Raw genomic sequence first — 15,671 nt, 5'->3', positions numbered from 1 at the left:
AAGCCAGTCTTTGCTGGTATATGACGGACGTACTCACGTTGCTCTTGGATAACGGCCGGGCATCGGTTCTGCAAGGTTTGAAGAATCTCAATGTTGGCGTTTCACACGACTTATTTTGTTGGCTTTGGTTGGTTGTGCTTGTTTTGTGTTCAATACATGTTTTTAAGTGCACAAAATATAACCAATTTAGTGTTTTTATCTTTTCTTTGTGTGATTTTCTTTAAAGAGTCATTTGGTAATGTCGATAGAGGGGAAGACCATTTTGAATCTTTCCACTTATCGAGCTGTCCATGTCCCTCTCCATTGCCACCAATGTTTCCGCCCTTAGCGCTTCTCGCCATCTTGGTCAATCATCGAGCACACTGGACTCTGTGTACCGACGGATCTCATCCGGATTGCGCATCAACAGCGCTGCCGATGATGCGGCCGGCTTGCAGATCAGCAATCGCCTCACCAGTGAAGTGAACGGGACCAATACGGCTATTCGCAATGCCAATGATGGGATCTCGGTGATCAACGTGGCCGATGGTGCGCTCGATGAGTCGGTGAACCTGATGCAGCGGATGCGCACCCTGGCACTGCAGTCAGGAAGTGGTGCCAACACGGCAGAGGATCGCGTGGCCTTGAATGCTGAATTCAAGCAACTGCAGTTGGAGATGGATCGGATTGCCACAGGCACCCGGTTTGCCGGACAGGATCTGCTGGCCGGGAGCTATAAAGGCATCTTCTCGGTCGGTGCTTATGCAGGACAGAATACCGTCATTACCGATATCAATGCCCAGACCAAAAACCTGGGCGAAATGGAGTGGCAGGCGCGCAGTCTGGCAGGTAGCAAGCCGGGGGCGTATGACATTGCTGATCTCAAGCTTTCATCTCAGCCTGTCACTCTCAACGGCGTGACCTTTGACAAGGATTATTCCACCCTGGAAGCATTCGTGGCAGATATCAATGGCACTACCTTTCCCAATAATCAGGGGCCGGTAAAAGCGCAACAACTGCCATTTTCAGTCGCCTCCGCCGTCGATTTATCCGCCCTGCCATCCTATATCGATGTGGCGGGTCACTCTGTGGATCTGACTACCGGCATTGATATGACGGGTTGGCATCCGGTCAATCCGACAGCCAAAAATAGTGCAGTCATGGCAACGGTGGTTCAACGAATCAATGTGGCTGCTCATGCGGCGGGACTGGACTTTTATGTGAGTGGTTCAAGCGGTTGGAACCCGACCAGTAATGAACTGACTATTCATAGCTCTCAGGGCAGTAGCCTTGCGCTTGCAAATGGCACAACGCCACCTCCGCAGCCAGCACCACCGGCGCCTCCAATTATCAGCAATCCTTCTCTGAGCACTCTGCTACCCGATGTCACCCCCACGACCTATATTGGCCAGATGGAACTGCACTCATCAGGTGACAAGTATTCCAATATTGATATGCAAGGATCTAGCTTGAATGCACTGGGTTTTTATCAAGCAGACAAGAAGAAATATACCGTTGATAATATTGATGTTTTGAATGATGAGAACGCCAGCAGAGCCATCAAGACGCTGGATGCGGGCATGAAACAGCTGGGTGTTCAGCGTTCGCGACTCGGCGCCCAGGCCAATGCGCTGGATTCACGGGTGCGCAATCTGGCCAATGCCAATGAGAACCTCGGTGCCGCCCGCTCAAGGATCCGGGATGCAGATATGGCAAGTGAGTCGGCTCGTCTGGTACGTACCCAGATTTTGCAGCAGGCCAGTTCGACCATATTGAGCCAAGCCAACAGTCGGCCCAATATGGCACTCAGCCTGCTGCAGTCATGACCATCAAGTCGACATGGATGGACTCTGCCGCTCTGCAATCAGTTCAGTCGAGAGTCATGTGTCCATAGCAGGGCATTGTGAAGTATTGACTTGATGCTGAAACAACAGAGGCCATCCATGGGATGGCCTCTGTTGTTATTCCACAGTATGTCAGATCTTGAGCCCCTTCAAGGCCTGGGCCAGCTCGGTGGCGGTGGCCTTGAGGCCGGCGGTGCCGGCCACAGAGGCGCTGGCGGATTCTTCTACCTGGCCCGCTTCGTGGCGCACTTGATCCAGGTTGCGGGTGATCTCTTCGGCGACCGAGCTCTGCTCCTCGCTGGAGGTGGCTATCTGGGTGCTCATCTCCAGCACGGCATCGCTATGGTTGCTGAGCTTGTCGATGTCGAGCCCCACTTCGCTGATCAGCGCCTGGCTGCTGGCGGCGCGGCCAACTGTCTTCTCCATGATGTCGTTGAGGGCACCTGTGCCGGCCTGCAGCTCTTCGATCATCTGCTGGATCTCCACCGTGGCTTGCTGGGTGCGGCTGGCGAGGGTGCGCACCTCATCGGCCACCACCGCAAAGCCGCGACCCTGCTCGCCGGCGCGGGCCGCCTCGATGGCGGCATTGAGTGCCAGCAGGTTGGTCTGCTGGGAGATGGCGTTGATGACGTTGACCACCTCGTTGATGCGATTGGCGTTGTGGGTCAGCTGCTCGACGGCGCCTGAGGCGTTGCCTATCTCGTCGGCCAGGGTGCGGATGGCGGCTATGGTGCGCGATACCCGGGCGGCGCCATTGGCCGCCTCTTCGCTCGACTGGCGCGTCTGCTGCAGGGTGTCGTTGGCGTTGCGGGCCACTTCGCGAATAGCGGCCGACATCTGCTCCATAGCGGCGGCCAGGGAGTCCATATGCTGGCGCTGGGAGCGGGCCATGGTTTCCCCTTCGCTGGCGTGATCGCGAAATTCGTCGGCGGCTATGGTGAGCGCCTCGGCGGATTCTTCCACTAGCTGTACTATCTTGTGCTGGCGGTCGGTGAATCTGTCTATGCTGCCCGCCAGGATGGAGAACTCGTCCCGCACCGGGAAGAAATTGAGGCGGAAGGTGAGATCCCCGCCCGCCACGGTCTGCAACGCCTTGTTGGTGGAGTAGAGGGCGCCGGAGACAAAGGTCATCAGGTAGTGGGTGATGAGGGCCAGCAAGGCCGCCAGCACGGCGATGATGGTGAGGGTGGTGCCCTGGCCGTCCCACATGGAGTAACGCCCCGCATCCAGGCTGCCGGTCACGAAGCCGGCCTGGCCTGCGCTGGCGCTGAAACGGTAGTGGTCGCCCTGCTGGCTCAGGCCGGCACTGCCGGTCGGGCTGAGGATGAGATCGGCGGGCAGGGTGAGGCTGGCGTGCTGGCTCACCAGCTGGGCGCTGGTCTCGACCCTTTGCTTGAGTTGATCCAGCCGAACCTGCATCTGCTGATCATGAGCGTCGGCCAGCAGGTACCCGGTGAGCAAGGCGATGAACAACAGAGGGCACCAGAAGGTGATGAGAAATTTTTCGCTGATCGTGAGGTGAATGAGATAACGGTCAACCCACCGAAACTTTACTTCTTTCATAATGGTATTGCGTCCTGCAAGGGGAAGAGAGTGTCGCGCTCATTATCGCCTTGGGGGAAAATTTCTTAAGGGGAAGGTGTGAGAAATGGGAGAGCAATCGTTTGTCGTGCGCGTCTGGGGTCAGGTGCAAGGGGTGGGATTTCGCTACTTCACCCGGGAGCGGGCGCTGCAACTGGGACTGCGTGGCCACGCCTACAACCTGGAGGACGGGTCGGTGGAGATCCTGATCTGCGGGCCCGAGCACGGGGTGCAGATGATGCTGGGCTGGCTGGAACACGGGCCGCGCACCGCCGAGGTGACCCGGATGGAGTATGAAGAGGCGCTGCCGCCCAAAGGGAGTGGCTTTCATACCAATTGAGCGGGGTGAAACCGCCCATCCACGCATAAAAACGGGAGCCATCGGGGCTCCCGTTTGTGCATGTTGGCGTCAGCCGGCCTGGGCGGCGTCGGCGATGGCCTGGGTCTTGGCCAGCACGGCTTGCAGGGCGGGGCGTTTGGCCAGACGATCCCGATAGGCGGCCAGCTTGGGGGGAATGGTCTGCTCGAAGCGGGTGGCCCACATCAGGGTATGGGCCAGCAGCAGGTCCGCTATGGTGATCTGCTCCCCCAACAGGTAGCCCTGCTCGGGCACCCAGGACTCGGCGATGGCCGCCGCCTTGTCGAACTCCCACTTGGCGGTGGGGAAGATGGCTGGCAGGCGCTGGGGCTCCGGCAGGGCAAACTTGTGCTTGCCTATGGTCCACAGGGGTTGCTCCAGCTCGCAGGTGATGAAGCTGATCCACCTGGCGTGCAGCGCCGAGGCTTGCGTCCCTCTGGCTGGCAGCCAATCCGGGCCATAGACTTCGGCCAGGTACTGCATGATGGCGGCGGATTCGGTCAGCACGAAGTCCCCATCTTTGAGCACCGGCATCTTGCCGCTCGGGTTCAGCGCCAGAAACCAGTCGCTGTGATTCTCGCCCTTGGCGAAGTCGAGAAACTGAAACTGCCACGCCACGCCCAACTCTTCCAGTAACCAGGATATGCGCAGGGCTCGACTGACTGGGGTTCCGTATAAGGTGATCATGCTTGCTCCTTGCCTGATGGAGGGTGGGTCCATGTGCGACCCTAGGTGAACAGGCAGTCTAGGCAAATTGCGCGGTGGCAACAAGCCCATATGGGAGTGCTGACGATGGGGTGCAGCTGCCATGCCGTGGGAAAAGGGGATAAAAAAAGAGAGGCCGGATGGCCTCTCTTTTCATGGGGGTTGCAGCCAGCGCGCTTATTTGACGCGCATGCCTGGCTGGGCGCCTTCCTGCGGCTCCAGGATCCAGAGATCCTTGCCGCCCGGGCCTGCGGCCAGCACCATGCCTTCAGACATGCCAAAGCGCATCTTGCGCGGCGCCAGGTTGGCCACCATCACGGTCAGCTTGCCTTCCAGATCTTCCGGGTTGTAGGCGGACTTGATGCCGGCGAATACCTGACGGGTTTCACCGCCCAGATCCAGTTGCAGCTTGAGCAGCTTGTCCGCTTCCGGCACGGCTTCGGCCTTCTTGATCAGCGCCACCCGCAGATCCAGCTTGGCGAAATCCTCATAGGAGATGGTTTCACTGATGGGGTCGTCTGCCAGCGGGCCTGTCACTTTCGGTGCCTGCTCCTTGGCCAGATCTTCCTTGGAGGCCTCGATCATGGCTTCAATCTTCGCAGGTTCGATGCGGGAGAAGAGGGCCTTGAACGGGGCCAGCTGATGGTGGGTCAATGGCAGGGCGACGCCATCCCAGGTGAGGGTCTCGCCCAGGAAGGCCTCGGCGCGCTCGGCCAGCAGCGGCATGACCGGCTTGAGGTAGGCCATCAGTACCCGGAACAGGTTGATGCCCACGGAGCAGACCGCTTGCAGCTCGGCGTCTGCGCCTTCCTGCTTGGCCAGCACCCAGGGCGCCTTCTCATCTACATAGCGGTTGGCCTTGTCGGCCAGCGCCATGATCTCGCGGATGGCGCGGCTGAATTCGCGCGCTTCATAGGCCTCGCTGATGGAGGCGCTGGCATTGGCGAATTCGGCATAGAGCTCGGGCTCGGCGCAGGTCGCGGCCAGCTTGCCGTCGAACCGCTTGGCGATAAAGCCGGCGTTGCGGGAGGCGAGGTTGACCAGCTTGTTGACCACGTCGGCGTTGACGCGGGCCACGAAGTCATCCAGGTTCAGGTCCAGATCGTCGATGCGGCTGTTGAGCTTGGCGGCGTAGTAGTAGCGCAGGCACTCAGGATCCAGGTGATTCAGGTAGGTGGAGGCCTTGATGAAGGTGCCCTTGGACTTGGACATCTTGGCGCCGTTGACGGTCACATAGCCGTGCACGTTGACCTTGGTCGGCTTGCGGAAACCCGCGCCTTCCAGCATGGATGGCCAGAACAGGCAGTGGAAGTAGGCGATGTCCTTGCCGATGAAGTGATAGAGCTCGGCGGTGGAGTCTTTCTTCCAGTAGCTGTCGAAATCGATGTCGCCGCGCTTGTTGCACAGGTTCTTGAACGACGCCATGTAGCCGATGGGAGCATCGAGCCAGACGTAGAAGTACTTGCCCGGTGCGCCCGGGATCTCGAAACCAAAATAGGGGGCGTCGCGGGTGATGTCCCACTGCTGCAGGCCGCTCTCGAACCACTCCTGCATCTTGTTGGCCATCTCTTCTTGAATGGCGCCGGAACCGCGCACCCAGCCGGCCAGCCAGGTTTCAAACTGCGGCAGGTCGAAGAAGAAGTGCTCTGAATCCTTCATCACAGGCGTGGCGCCCGAGACGGCGGATTTCGGATCGATAAGCTCGGTCGGGCTGTAGGTGGCGCCGCAGCTGTCGCAGTTGTCACCGTATTGCTCCGGAGACTTGCACTTGGGGCAGGTGCCCTTGACGAAGCGGTCCGGCAGGAACATGGATTTTTCCGGATCGAACAGCTGAGTGATGGTGCGACCCTTGATGAAGTCACCGGCTTTCAGACGACCGTAGATCAGCTCCGCCAGCTCGCGGTTCTCATCGCTGTGGGTGGAGTGATAGTTGTCAAAGCTGATGTTGAAGCCGGCGAAGTCGGTCTGGTGCTCTTTGGAGACGGCGGCGATCATCTCTTCCGGGGTGATCCCCAGCTGTTGTGCCTTGAGCATGATGGGGGTGCCGTGGGCATCATCGGCACAGATGAAGTGCACCTGATGGCCACGCATTCGCTGATAACGAACCCAGATATCGGCCTGGATGTGTTCCAGCATGTGGCCAAGATGGATGGAGCCATTGGCATAGGGGAGGGCGCAGGTTACCAGCATTGTACGAGGATCAGTTGCCATATAGTCGTTCTTGATGTGCTTGTTGGGATGATACAGTGCCGTGCATGTTACCCGAATTGGGGGTAGCCTGCCTAGGGTTGTGGCGCTGTCCGCCCTGGTGCTCGCGCTGGTTGGCAAGCAGGCAAGCCACTGATTTGTGTGCGGTAACCGTTCACCTCAAGATAATGACAAGATAATGAGGAGTTAATGGTGATTGATTCAGTAAAACAGATCCTGGCCGAATTTAAGCCGACAGGGTGGGGCAAGGATCTGGTTGCGGCCGGGTTTGTGCGCAGCGCAGTGCAGCAAGGGCAAAGCCTGACCATCAGGCTGGTGTTGCCCTTTGCCGGACGTTCCCTGTTTGAGCAGATCAAGCAGGACTTCGATGCCCGGTTGCGCAGTGCCACCGGCGCTACCCGCATCGACTGGGTATGTGACATCGAAGTGGCCAGCCTGCCGCGGGCGCAAGGGCTGGCGGCGGTGCAGGGCATTCGCAACATCCTGGTGGTCGCCTCAGGCAAGGGCGGGGTGGGCAAGTCCACCACGGCCGTCAACCTGGCGCTGGCGCTGCAAAAGGAGGGGGCGCGAGTCGCCATTCTGGATGCGGACATCTATGGCCCCTCCATTCCGACCATGATGGGCACGGTCAAGGAGCGCCCCGTCAGCCATGACGGCAAGCTGATGGAGCCTGTGATGGCCTGCGGTCTCAAGAGCAACAGCATCGGTTATCTGGTGGACGAGCAGGATGCCACCATCTGGCGCGGCCCCATGGCGAGCAAGGCGCTGGCCCAGATCCTGCACGAGACCCGTTGGGGCGAAGTGGATTATCTGGTGGTGGACATGCCACCAGGCACGGGTGACATCCAGCTCACCCTGGCCCAGCAGGTGCCGACCTCGGCGGCGGTGATCGTGACCACGCCGCAGGACGTGGCGCTGACGGATGCCCGCAAGGGGGTCGCCATGTTCAACAAGGTCAATGTGCCCGTGCTCGGCATCATAGAAAACATGAGTTATCACGTCTGCAGCGCCTGCGGTCATCACGAGCCCCTGTTCGGTACCGGCGGCGGCCAGAAGATGGCGGAGCAGTATCATGTGGCACTGCTTGGTCAGCTGCCGCTGCACATAGATATCCGCCAGCATATGGATGATGGCTGCCCGACCGTGTTCGGCGCACCGGAAGGAAGCCTGGCTCAGGCCTATATGAAACTGGCTCGCCGAGTGGGTGCCGAGCTCTATTTCAGCGGTAAACCGATTGCGACCCCCCTTTATACGATGGCGGTGGATGAATAATCGGCTGTCGTGTGGTTGAGGTGGATTTGAGGGTGGGCATGGCTCACCCTTTTTTATATAATGGATCGGTTTAAACAATCCCCACTGCTCTTCTCTTTAGGTATTTTCAATGTCTGATACTCAACATTCGTGTGTGATCATCGGTATTGCTGGCGCATCCGCGTCCGGCAAGAGCCTCATAGCCCAAACCATTTATGAAGAGCTGGTGGCCGAACTGGGCGCGGGTCAGATTGGTGTGATCACCGAAGATTGCTACTACCGTGATCAGACCCACCTGACCATGGAAGAGCGGGTCAAGACCAACTATGACCACCCCAATGCCCTGGATCACGATCTGCTGGTACAGCACCTGAGCCAGCTGGTGAAAGGCGACGCGGTCAACATTCCCCAGTACTCCTACACAGAGCACACCCGCATGAGCGAGGTGACCCCCTTCGCCCCGCGCCGGGTGATCATTCTGGAAGGGATCCTGCTGCTGACCGACAGCCGCTTGCGGGATCTGATGGATGCCTCCATCTTCATGGATACCCCGCTGGATATCTGTCTGCTGCGCCGTCTGGTGCGTGACGTGCAAGAGCGCGGTCGTACCATGGATTCCGTGCTCAAGCAGTATCAGAAGACGGTACGTCCCATGTTCCTGCAGTTTATCGAGCCTTCCAAGCAGTACGCGGACGTGATAGTGCCACGCGGTGGCAAGAACCGCATCGCCATCGACATGCTCAAGGCGCGTATCCGCCACATGTTGATTGGTTAAGATGAAACAAGCCGGGTGATGCCCGGCTTTTTTAAATGAACATTTTGTCAGGAGAGTCGCCCAATGCGCCTTTGTGATACCGATATTGAACGTCATCTGGATGAAGGCAAGATCGTCATTGAGCCAAGACCCGGTGTTGAGCGGATCAGCGGCGTCAGCGTCGATGTGCTGCTGGGCAACGAGTTTAGAGTGTTTCGCGATCACACCGCCCCCTATATCGACTTGAGCGGCCCGAGCAGCGAGATGGCCGACGCCATCGATCGGGTGATGAGCGACGAGATCCACATCGCAGATGGGGAAGCCTTCTATCTGCACCCGGGCCAACTGGCACTGGCGGTGACTTATGAATCCGTTACTCTGCCGGCCGACATCGTTGGCTGGCTGGATGGTCGCTCCTCTCTGGCCCGTCTCGGCTTGATGGTGCACGTGACCGCGCACCGCATCGATCCGGGCTGGTCCGGCCGCATCGTGCTGGAGTTCTACAACGGCGGCAAGTTGCCGCTGGCGCTGCGTCCCAAGATGAAGATAGGCGCACTGAACTTCGAGATGCTCTCCGGGGCCGCGGCACGTCCCTACAACAAGCGGGAAAATGCCAAGTACAAGAGCCAGCAGGGCGCCGTTGCCAGCCGTATGAATCAGGATTGAGATCGGCGGTGCGTGATCCGGTCGACAGCGGATCCGGTTGCAATCTGTTAAACAAGAGGGCGCCATTGGCGCCCTTCGCCGTCGGATTTGGGCGGCAAGGCAAGATGGGACGGGTGTGATGGGGCAGGGGAGTGGCTTGCTTTTGCTTGTCCTTTGTACAGATGTCGCGATTCTGTCGGTCGAAAGCTGACGGTGACGCCGAGCAAGATCCGGTGCCGCCGGGCGATATCGTGATGAATTGTTCCCGTTTGGAGACTGTTTTTGTCAGCTTGGATCTGTTTAATTAATCATGGACAAGCCGCATGAATGCTGGCTCTAAGCTATTTTTTGAGAGAATGCTCTTTTTTTTTCTTACTGAAATATTTCAACAACGGGTATGGCGCAACCAGCCTTCTGGCATAATCCGCCGCAACTCATAAACAGGTTCGTTTTTATGTTTGAAATGTTTAGTGGTTTGGGTTTGTTATGGTCAATCGGTTTGGTATTGGCCGTTTTTTTTGTGTTGGCCTATGAATTCATCAATGGCTTTCACGATACCGCCAACGCGGTAGCAACGGTTATCTATACCAAGGCGATGCCGGCTCACCTGGCGGTCGTCGCATCCGGGATCTTCAACTTTTTTGGCGTCATGTTCGGCGGTCTGGGCGTAGCCTATGCCATTGTCCACTTGCTGCCGATTGATTTGCTGTTGGGCATGGATTCCACCCAGGGGTTGATCATGGTGTTCTCCCTGCTGTTTTCCGCCATTGTCTGGAATCTGGGGACCTGGTTCCTGGGCATTCCGGCCTCCAGTTCTCACACGCTGATCGGTTCCATCCTGGGGGTGGGCGGTGCCTATGCCTGGCTCAACCATCAGCCGCTGACTCAGGGTATCAACGTCGCCAAAGCGATCGATATCATGCTTTCCCTGATCATCTCCCCGACCGTCGGCTTTGTCGTGGCAGCCCTGTTGCTGTTTGCCATGAAGCGAGTCTGGCTGGGCAGCAAGATCCACAAGACCCCGGAAGAGCGCCTGCTGGTGGACGGCAAGAAGCATCCGCCGTTCTGGGCTCGCCTCACTCTGGTCGCTTCCGCCATGGGCGTGAGCTTCGTGCACGGCTCCAACGATGGCCAGAAGGGCATCGGTCTGGTGATGCTGGTGCTGATCTGCATGGCACCCGCCTATTTTGCTCTGGACATGAACAGCCGCTCCTACGATCTGGATCGCACCCAGGATGCCAACCAGCGCATCATGGAGATCTATCAGCGCAACCATGAGCAGGTTGCTCATGTGGTGGACTTCAAGGTGCCTGCTCAGGCCCAGGAAGAGCTGATGACCCATTGTGCGGCGAATGGCGCACTGCAAGCCATGGCAACCCTGGACAATCGTCTCGGCCAGGTACGGACCTATGAAGAGCTGGATCTGACCGACCGTCGTGAAGTGCGCCGTCTGCTGCTGTGCATCGACGATACCGCGCGCAAGGTCTCCAAGCTGCCGTTGCCGGCCAAGGAGCTGACCGATCTGGCCAAATGGCGCAAGGATCTGACTGCGACCGCCGAATATGCCCCGACCTGGGTTATCGTCTCCATCGCACTGGCGCTGGGTTGCGGTACCATGGTGGGCTGGCGTCGCATCGTCTACACGGTCGGCGAGAAGATTGGTTCCACCGGCATGACGTACAGCCAGGGCATCGCCGCCCAGATCACGGCAGCTGCCTCCATCGGTGTTGCCAGTTTGACCGGTATGCCCGTCTCCACCACTCATATCCTCTCCTCTGCGGTAGCGGGGACCATGGTGGCGAACAAGTCAGGCCTGCAGAGCCAGACCATCAAGACCATACTGATGGCCTGGGTGCTTACCCTGCCGCTCACCATGCTGCTCTCTGGTGGCCTGTTCCTCATCAGCCACCACCTGTTTGGCGGCTGATGACAGCGCAACCTCAGATATTGACGAAGGGCCTACGGGCCCTTTTTTCATGTCTACAGATCCCGCACAGCACCGTTCTTTGGTTGGGAGAGTGCAAATCATCTGCCCGGGCAGACGGGCAGAAAGAGAGTCGATGACCTGCTTCTGATGTTTTCACTCTTCATATGCCATCAAACTTGTAATGTTAAACACATAGCAACACAGATTGAGCGAAGTGAATAATCCAGCCTGCTCAACAACTGTCTACAGCAATAGGGACGTCAAACCCGGATGCTCCTATGCTGCGCTGTGTGCCATCCGTTGCAAGACACAAGGTCTTGCTCCGTATTTGATAGGGATTGAAGCGGGGAGCCAAGAGGGCGAAAAGGCGCAACCTCTCATTCTGTTGTCTGTGCTTGGCGCTGCGCGCGGGAGCGTTGTCACCTGGGGCAAGCCGAGCTGATGGGCGACCAGGATAGGCCAGGGTGCTATTCATTGACGAGGCATGGACAACAAGTCTGACGGGCACACAGGGTGACTCATAAGCGGCAGGGGGGATAAAGAATGAGATCTTGGCTTGGGTCGCCAGTGGCTTGGATGTGACAGCGAAAGGGGTAACCAGGCGTTGCAGCTTATTGGGGCGTACAACGGGCGAGTCTCTTCTTGCATTGGCTGACGTGCGAGGAGAAGGAGTGGCTCTGGTGTGACCGAGTGCTCGGTGCGACAAGAGAAAAGCGATGGGGGAAGGCTGGGAGTCAGTGACTCGGTTCACACCCAAGCCTAAACAGAAGATAAAAAAAGAGCCACACAGTGTGTGGCTCTTTTCCATCAGGCTAGCTGGCTGGCAATCAAGGACGACCAGCCGGGCTGGTTGCCACGTTGACAGCAGCCGTGCTGCCACCATGACGGCCAGAGCTTGTCACGTCATTGCGCACCAGCGGTGCCTGCTCGACAGGTGCCTGCGCAGGCAGGGCTGGGGCCGCCGCCGGCGTTGCCATCGGGGCAGAAGCCTTGCGGGCACCGGCTAGCAGACCGGCGCCTTTCTTGGCCTGGTTGACCACAGGCGCAGCAACGGCAGCGGGTGCTACCGGCTCTGCCTGGGCAACAACCACGGCTGCGACTGGCTCGGCAGCTACGGCAGCTACGGCAGCTACAGGTTCAGCAACCTGGGGCGCTGGTTCAACTGCAGGTGCGGCTTCCACGACAACGGGTGCAACAACCTCGGCAGCCGCCTCGATGACAGGGGCCACAGTCGCAACGACGTCGTCAGCAGGTGCGACAACGACGCTCGCTTCGGCAACCACAGCTGTGGCCACCACGTCTGCGACAACCGGCTCGGCAGCCACAACAGGGGCAGCTTCAACCTGGGCTTCGGTCACGACGGGGGCGGCGGTCGCCACGGCTTCGGCTTGCTCACGGTCTTCTTCGGCAACGGCTTCCACCACCACATGCTCGGTCAGTGCAGCAGAGGCTTGTACGGCGGCGGCAATGGCTTCGGCGCTCGGGATTGTGATGACGGGCACAGCCGGCTCTTCCACTTTCACCTGAGCCGCATCAGCCTGGGCTGCCGTGGTCAGGATAGGGGTGTCTGCTTGCTGCTCTTCATCATCGCGCTGACTGCGGGCATCTTCGTTGATGCGCTTGCGACGCTGACCTTCGATACGCTGGCTGCGCGGCGTACGACGGGAGCGACGCTGGCCGTCGGCCTGTTCGTCACTCTGTTCCACTGTGTCAGCGGCATCGGCCACGGCAGCAACCGGCTCATCAGTCGGCTGGGCAGCAGGGTTGCTGGCCGGGACATCGGCACGGATCTGCTTGCGCAGTTGACGACGTTCGCGGCGCTCGGCGACTTTCTGCTCTTTTTCCTGCTGGGGCTCGGCACTGACGACGGCAGTTTCAACGGTTTCTACCGCTTCAACGACCAGCTCGGCACGGGGCTCACGCGGTGCACGGGGCTCACGAGCCGGACGCGGGGCGCGCGGTTCGCGTTCCTGACGAGGTTCGCGGGGCTCACGTTCCATGCGCTGTTCAGTGCGCACTTCACCGCGGGCTTCACGTTCCTGACGGGGCTCACGCTCTTGACGCGGTTCGCGTTCTTTACGCGGACGACGATTGCGGTTCTCACCACCCTCGCGATTGGCCGCGCCTTCGCGCTTCTCGCCGGCTTCCGCCGTGTTGCGGTTGCTGCGGTTGTCGTCGCGACGGGGACGCTGGCCACGGCCACGGTTTTCATCACGCTGGTGACGATGACCTTCATCCTTGCGCGCTTCCCGCGGCGCAGCCGGTTTCTCGGCAGGAGCCTTCACGTCGGCAGGGGCGGTGTCGGAACCGAACAAGCCGGAGATGGCCTTGAACAGCTTGCCAAACAGACCCGCTTCGGCGGCAACCTGTGGCTGTGCCGCGACGGGCGCAGGAGCAGCAGGGGCGGCCGGTTGAGGAGCCTGGACGAAGCCTTGCAGCAGCGGTTGCTCGCGTTCGATCACCTGAGCCTGCTTCGGCTGGTAGACCGGCTTGGCAATCTCGGTTTTCAGCTCGTAGCTGGCCGCTTCCGGGATCTCGTTCTGACGAATGCGGGTCACTTCGTAGTGCGGGGTTTCCAGATGCTGGTTCGGAATGATGTACAGACGTACTTCATTACGCTGTTCCAGACTGGCGATGGAGGCGCGCTTCTCGTTGAGCAGATAGGCGGCAACATCGACCGGCACCTGAGCATGAACCTGCTCTGTGTTGTCCTTCATGGCCTCTTCTTCGATGAGACGCAGGATGGACAAGGCCAGTGATTCGTTGTCACGGATGACCCCTTGACCCTGGCAACGGGGGCAGATGTGGCTGCTGGACTCGTTGAGGGAGGGACGCAGACGCTGGCGAGACATCTCCAGCAGACCGAAACGGGAGATCCGGCCCAGCTGGATGCGGGCGCGATCCTGATGCACGGCTTCACGCAGACGGTTTTCCACTTCGCGCTGATGGCGAACCGGCGTCATGTCGATGAAGTCGATGACGATCAGACCCCCCAGGTCGCGCAGACGCAATTGACGGGCAATCTCGTCGGCCGCTTCCAGGTTGGTTTGCAGCGCCGTCTCTTCGATATCGCCGCCCTTGGTGGCGCGGGAGGAGTTGATATCGATGGAGGTCAGTGCTTCGGTCGGGTCTATGACTATGCTGCCGCCGGAGGGCAGGCGCACTTCGCGCTGGAAGGCCGACTCGATTTGGCTCTCAATCTGGAAGTGGTTGAACAGGGCAACTTCACCCTTGTACAGCTTCACGCGGTTGAGGAAATCGGGACGAACCAGCTCGATGTGAGCACGGGCACGTTCAAAGATGACAGGGTCGTCGATCAGGATCTCGCCGACATCGCGACGCAGGTAGTCACGAATGGCGCGCACGATCACGTTGCTTTCCTGGTGGATAAGCACGGGAGCGGTACGGTCCTGTGACGCCTTGTGGATGGAATCCCAGTGGTTGAGCAGAACGTTGAGATCCCATTCCAGCTCTTCCGGGGATTTGCCCACACCGGCGGTACGCACGATGAGGCCCATGCCGTCCGGCACTGTCAGGCCGCTCAGGGCTTCTTTCAGTTCTGTCCGTTCATCACCCTCGATGCGGCGGGAGATACCACCGGCACGGGGGTTGTTCGGCATCAGCACCAGGTAGCTGCCGGCCAGGCTGATAAAGGTAGTGAGGGCTGCACCCTTGGTGCCACGCTCTTCCTTATCGATCTGGACGATCACTTCCTGGCCTTCGCGGACCACTTCTTTGATGTTGGGACGACCCTGATAGGAGTAACCGGAGGGGAAGTAATTGCGGGCGATCTCCTTCAATGGCAGGAAACCGTGACGCTCGGCGCCATAGTCGACAAAAGCAGCTTCGAGACTGGGTTCTACGCGGGTGATTTTACCCTTGTAGATGTTCGCTTTTTTCTGCTCGTGTCCCGGACTTTCAATATCCAAATCGTAGAGCTGTTGTCCGTCAACCAGCGCTACGCGCAACTCCTCTTCCTGAGTCGCGTTGATTAGCATTCTTTTCATTGAGTTCTCGTTATTTTGTCATTTTGATTTCCTCCACAGGATCCTGCCGGCGCCGGCCTCGGGTCTTCAGCATACTTGGGCAACCTCCCGGTTGGGGTATGCATGAGGCGCAAACTAAGGGCGCTCTGGTTCGGCCTTCTCGAGAAGGCATGAATTAAGGATGCCGGTGTGGAGACAAATAATCGGTTCTGTTTGTGTTCTCCATGCGCTGTACCTCGCACCCGGGAACCGTCATGTTCTTATATACACGGTGTTTCGGGATTGGGTGGCATAAATTTTGGCCACTTAGTACAAGGCTTGAACACAATGACAAAACCTTGTTTATTATCCCATTTAAACCACTTTTATAGCAAGGCGCCATTTTTCAACAAAGCATGCAGCCAAGGGCCGCCGGCGGTGTTAAAATCCGCGC

At 58.8% G+C, this 15,671-nt stretch carries 10 protein-coding genes; 6 read left to right on the top strand and 4 right to left on the bottom strand.

All coding sequences use genetic code 11. The features are described 5' to 3' along the window. The first annotated feature begins 290 nt into the window (after nucleotides 1-290). Entirely contained in the window at nucleotides 291-1,805 is a 1,515-nt protein-coding gene (locus ACM3N8_RS00770; protein ID WP_290018254.1) for a flagellin, read from the top strand. 150 nt (nucleotides 1,806-1,955) lie between these two features. On the opposite strand, the gene ACM3N8_RS00765 is transcribed toward ACM3N8_RS00770, so the two are convergent. Further along, nucleotides 1,956-3,386, bottom strand: coding sequence for a methyl-accepting chemotaxis protein (locus ACM3N8_RS00765; protein ID WP_290018252.1), 1,431 nt, complete (start codon nucleotides 3,384-3,386; stop codon nucleotides 1,956-1,958). Between the two features lie 85 nt (nucleotides 3,387-3,471). Here ACM3N8_RS00765 and ACM3N8_RS00760 point away from each other — a divergent pair, with 85 nt between their 5' ends. Next, complete coding sequence (locus tag ACM3N8_RS00760; protein WP_043134832.1) at nucleotides 3,472-3,744, top strand: acylphosphatase; 273 nt, start codon at nucleotides 3,472-3,474, stop codon at nucleotides 3,742-3,744. Between the two features lie 69 nt (nucleotides 3,745-3,813). On the opposite strand, the gene ACM3N8_RS00755 is transcribed toward ACM3N8_RS00760, so the two are convergent. Continuing rightward, a complete protein-coding gene (locus ACM3N8_RS00755) occupies nucleotides 3,814-4,449 on the bottom strand; it encodes a glutathione S-transferase family protein (protein ID WP_290018251.1) in 636 nt (211 codons plus the stop codon). A 195-nt stretch (nucleotides 4,450-4,644) separates the two neighbouring features. Beyond that, on the bottom strand, nucleotides 4,645-6,678 hold the full coding sequence (gene metG, locus ACM3N8_RS00750; RefSeq protein ID WP_290018250.1) for a methionine--tRNA ligase: 2,034 nt from the start codon (nucleotides 6,676-6,678) through the stop codon (nucleotides 4,645-4,647). Between the two features lie 186 nt (nucleotides 6,679-6,864). On the opposite strand from metG, the gene apbC reads away from it, so the two are divergent. The 4 genes from apbC (at nucleotide 6,865) to ACM3N8_RS00730 (ending at nucleotide 11,252) form a co-directional block, all read left to right on the top strand. After that, on the top strand, nucleotides 6,865-7,947 hold the full coding sequence (apbC, locus tag ACM3N8_RS00745; protein WP_290018249.1) for an iron-sulfur cluster carrier protein ApbC: 1,083 nt from the start codon (nucleotides 6,865-6,867) through the stop codon (nucleotides 7,945-7,947). A gap of 109 nt (nucleotides 7,948-8,056) precedes the next feature. Beyond that, nucleotides 8,057-8,701, top strand: a complete 645-nt coding sequence (gene udk, locus ACM3N8_RS00740) for a uridine kinase (RefSeq protein WP_042866357.1) — start codon at nucleotides 8,057-8,059, stop codon at nucleotides 8,699-8,701. A 63-nt stretch (nucleotides 8,702-8,764) separates the two neighbouring features. Beyond that, nucleotides 8,765-9,346 carry a dCTP deaminase gene (dcd, locus tag ACM3N8_RS00735; protein WP_043134827.1) on the top strand — a complete coding sequence of 194 codons (582 nt, stop codon included), beginning with the start codon at nucleotides 8,765-8,767 and terminating at the stop codon, nucleotides 9,344-9,346. A 433-nt stretch (nucleotides 9,347-9,779) separates the two neighbouring features. After that, nucleotides 9,780-11,252 (top strand): inorganic phosphate transporter, encoded by a 1,473-nt coding sequence (locus ACM3N8_RS00730; protein ID WP_042866360.1) that lies wholly within the window; start codon nucleotides 9,780-9,782, stop codon nucleotides 11,250-11,252. 827 nt (nucleotides 11,253-12,079) lie between these two features. Here ACM3N8_RS00730 and rne read toward each other — a convergent pair. Next, complete coding sequence (gene rne / locus ACM3N8_RS00725) at nucleotides 12,080-15,259, bottom strand: ribonuclease E (protein WP_290018248.1); 3,180 nt, start codon at nucleotides 15,257-15,259, stop codon at nucleotides 12,080-12,082. Between the last annotated feature and the right edge of the window lie 412 nt (nucleotides 15,260-15,671).

It is taken from the genome of Aeromonas sp. A04 (genome assembly GCF_047780465.1).
GTDB lineage: Bacteria > Pseudomonadota > Gammaproteobacteria > Enterobacterales > Aeromonadaceae > Aeromonas > Aeromonas bestiarum.
Note: the sequence above shows the minus strand (reverse complement) of the source record. Positions and strands in the feature narration are given on the sequence as shown.

Coding starts and splice junctions, on each gene's coding strand:
- ACM3N8_RS00770 (WP_290018254.1), top strand. CDS start 291: ATGTCCCTCTCCATTGCCACCAATGTTTCCGCCCTTAGCGCTTCTCGC.
- ACM3N8_RS00765 (WP_290018252.1), bottom strand. CDS start 3,386: ATGAAAGAAGTAAAGTTTCGGTGGGTTGACCGTTATCTCATTCACCTC.
- ACM3N8_RS00760 (WP_043134832.1), top strand. CDS start 3,472: ATGGGAGAGCAATCGTTTGTCGTGCGCGTCTGGGGTCAGGTGCAAGGG.
- ACM3N8_RS00755 (WP_290018251.1), bottom strand. CDS start 4,449: ATGATCACCTTATACGGAACCCCAGTCAGTCGAGCCCTGCGCATATCC.
- metG (WP_290018250.1), bottom strand. CDS start 6,678: ATGGCAACTGATCCTCGTACAATGCTGGTAACCTGCGCCCTCCCCTAT.
- apbC (WP_290018249.1), top strand. CDS start 6,865: ATGGTGATTGATTCAGTAAAACAGATCCTGGCCGAATTTAAGCCGACA.
- udk (WP_042866357.1), top strand. CDS start 8,057: ATGTCTGATACTCAACATTCGTGTGTGATCATCGGTATTGCTGGCGCA.
- dcd (WP_043134827.1), top strand. CDS start 8,765: ATGCGCCTTTGTGATACCGATATTGAACGTCATCTGGATGAAGGCAAG.
- ACM3N8_RS00730 (WP_042866360.1), top strand. CDS start 9,780: ATGTTTGAAATGTTTAGTGGTTTGGGTTTGTTATGGTCAATCGGTTTG.
- rne (WP_290018248.1), bottom strand. CDS start 15,259: ATGAAAAGAATGCTAATCAACGCGACTCAGGAAGAGGAGTTGCGCGTA.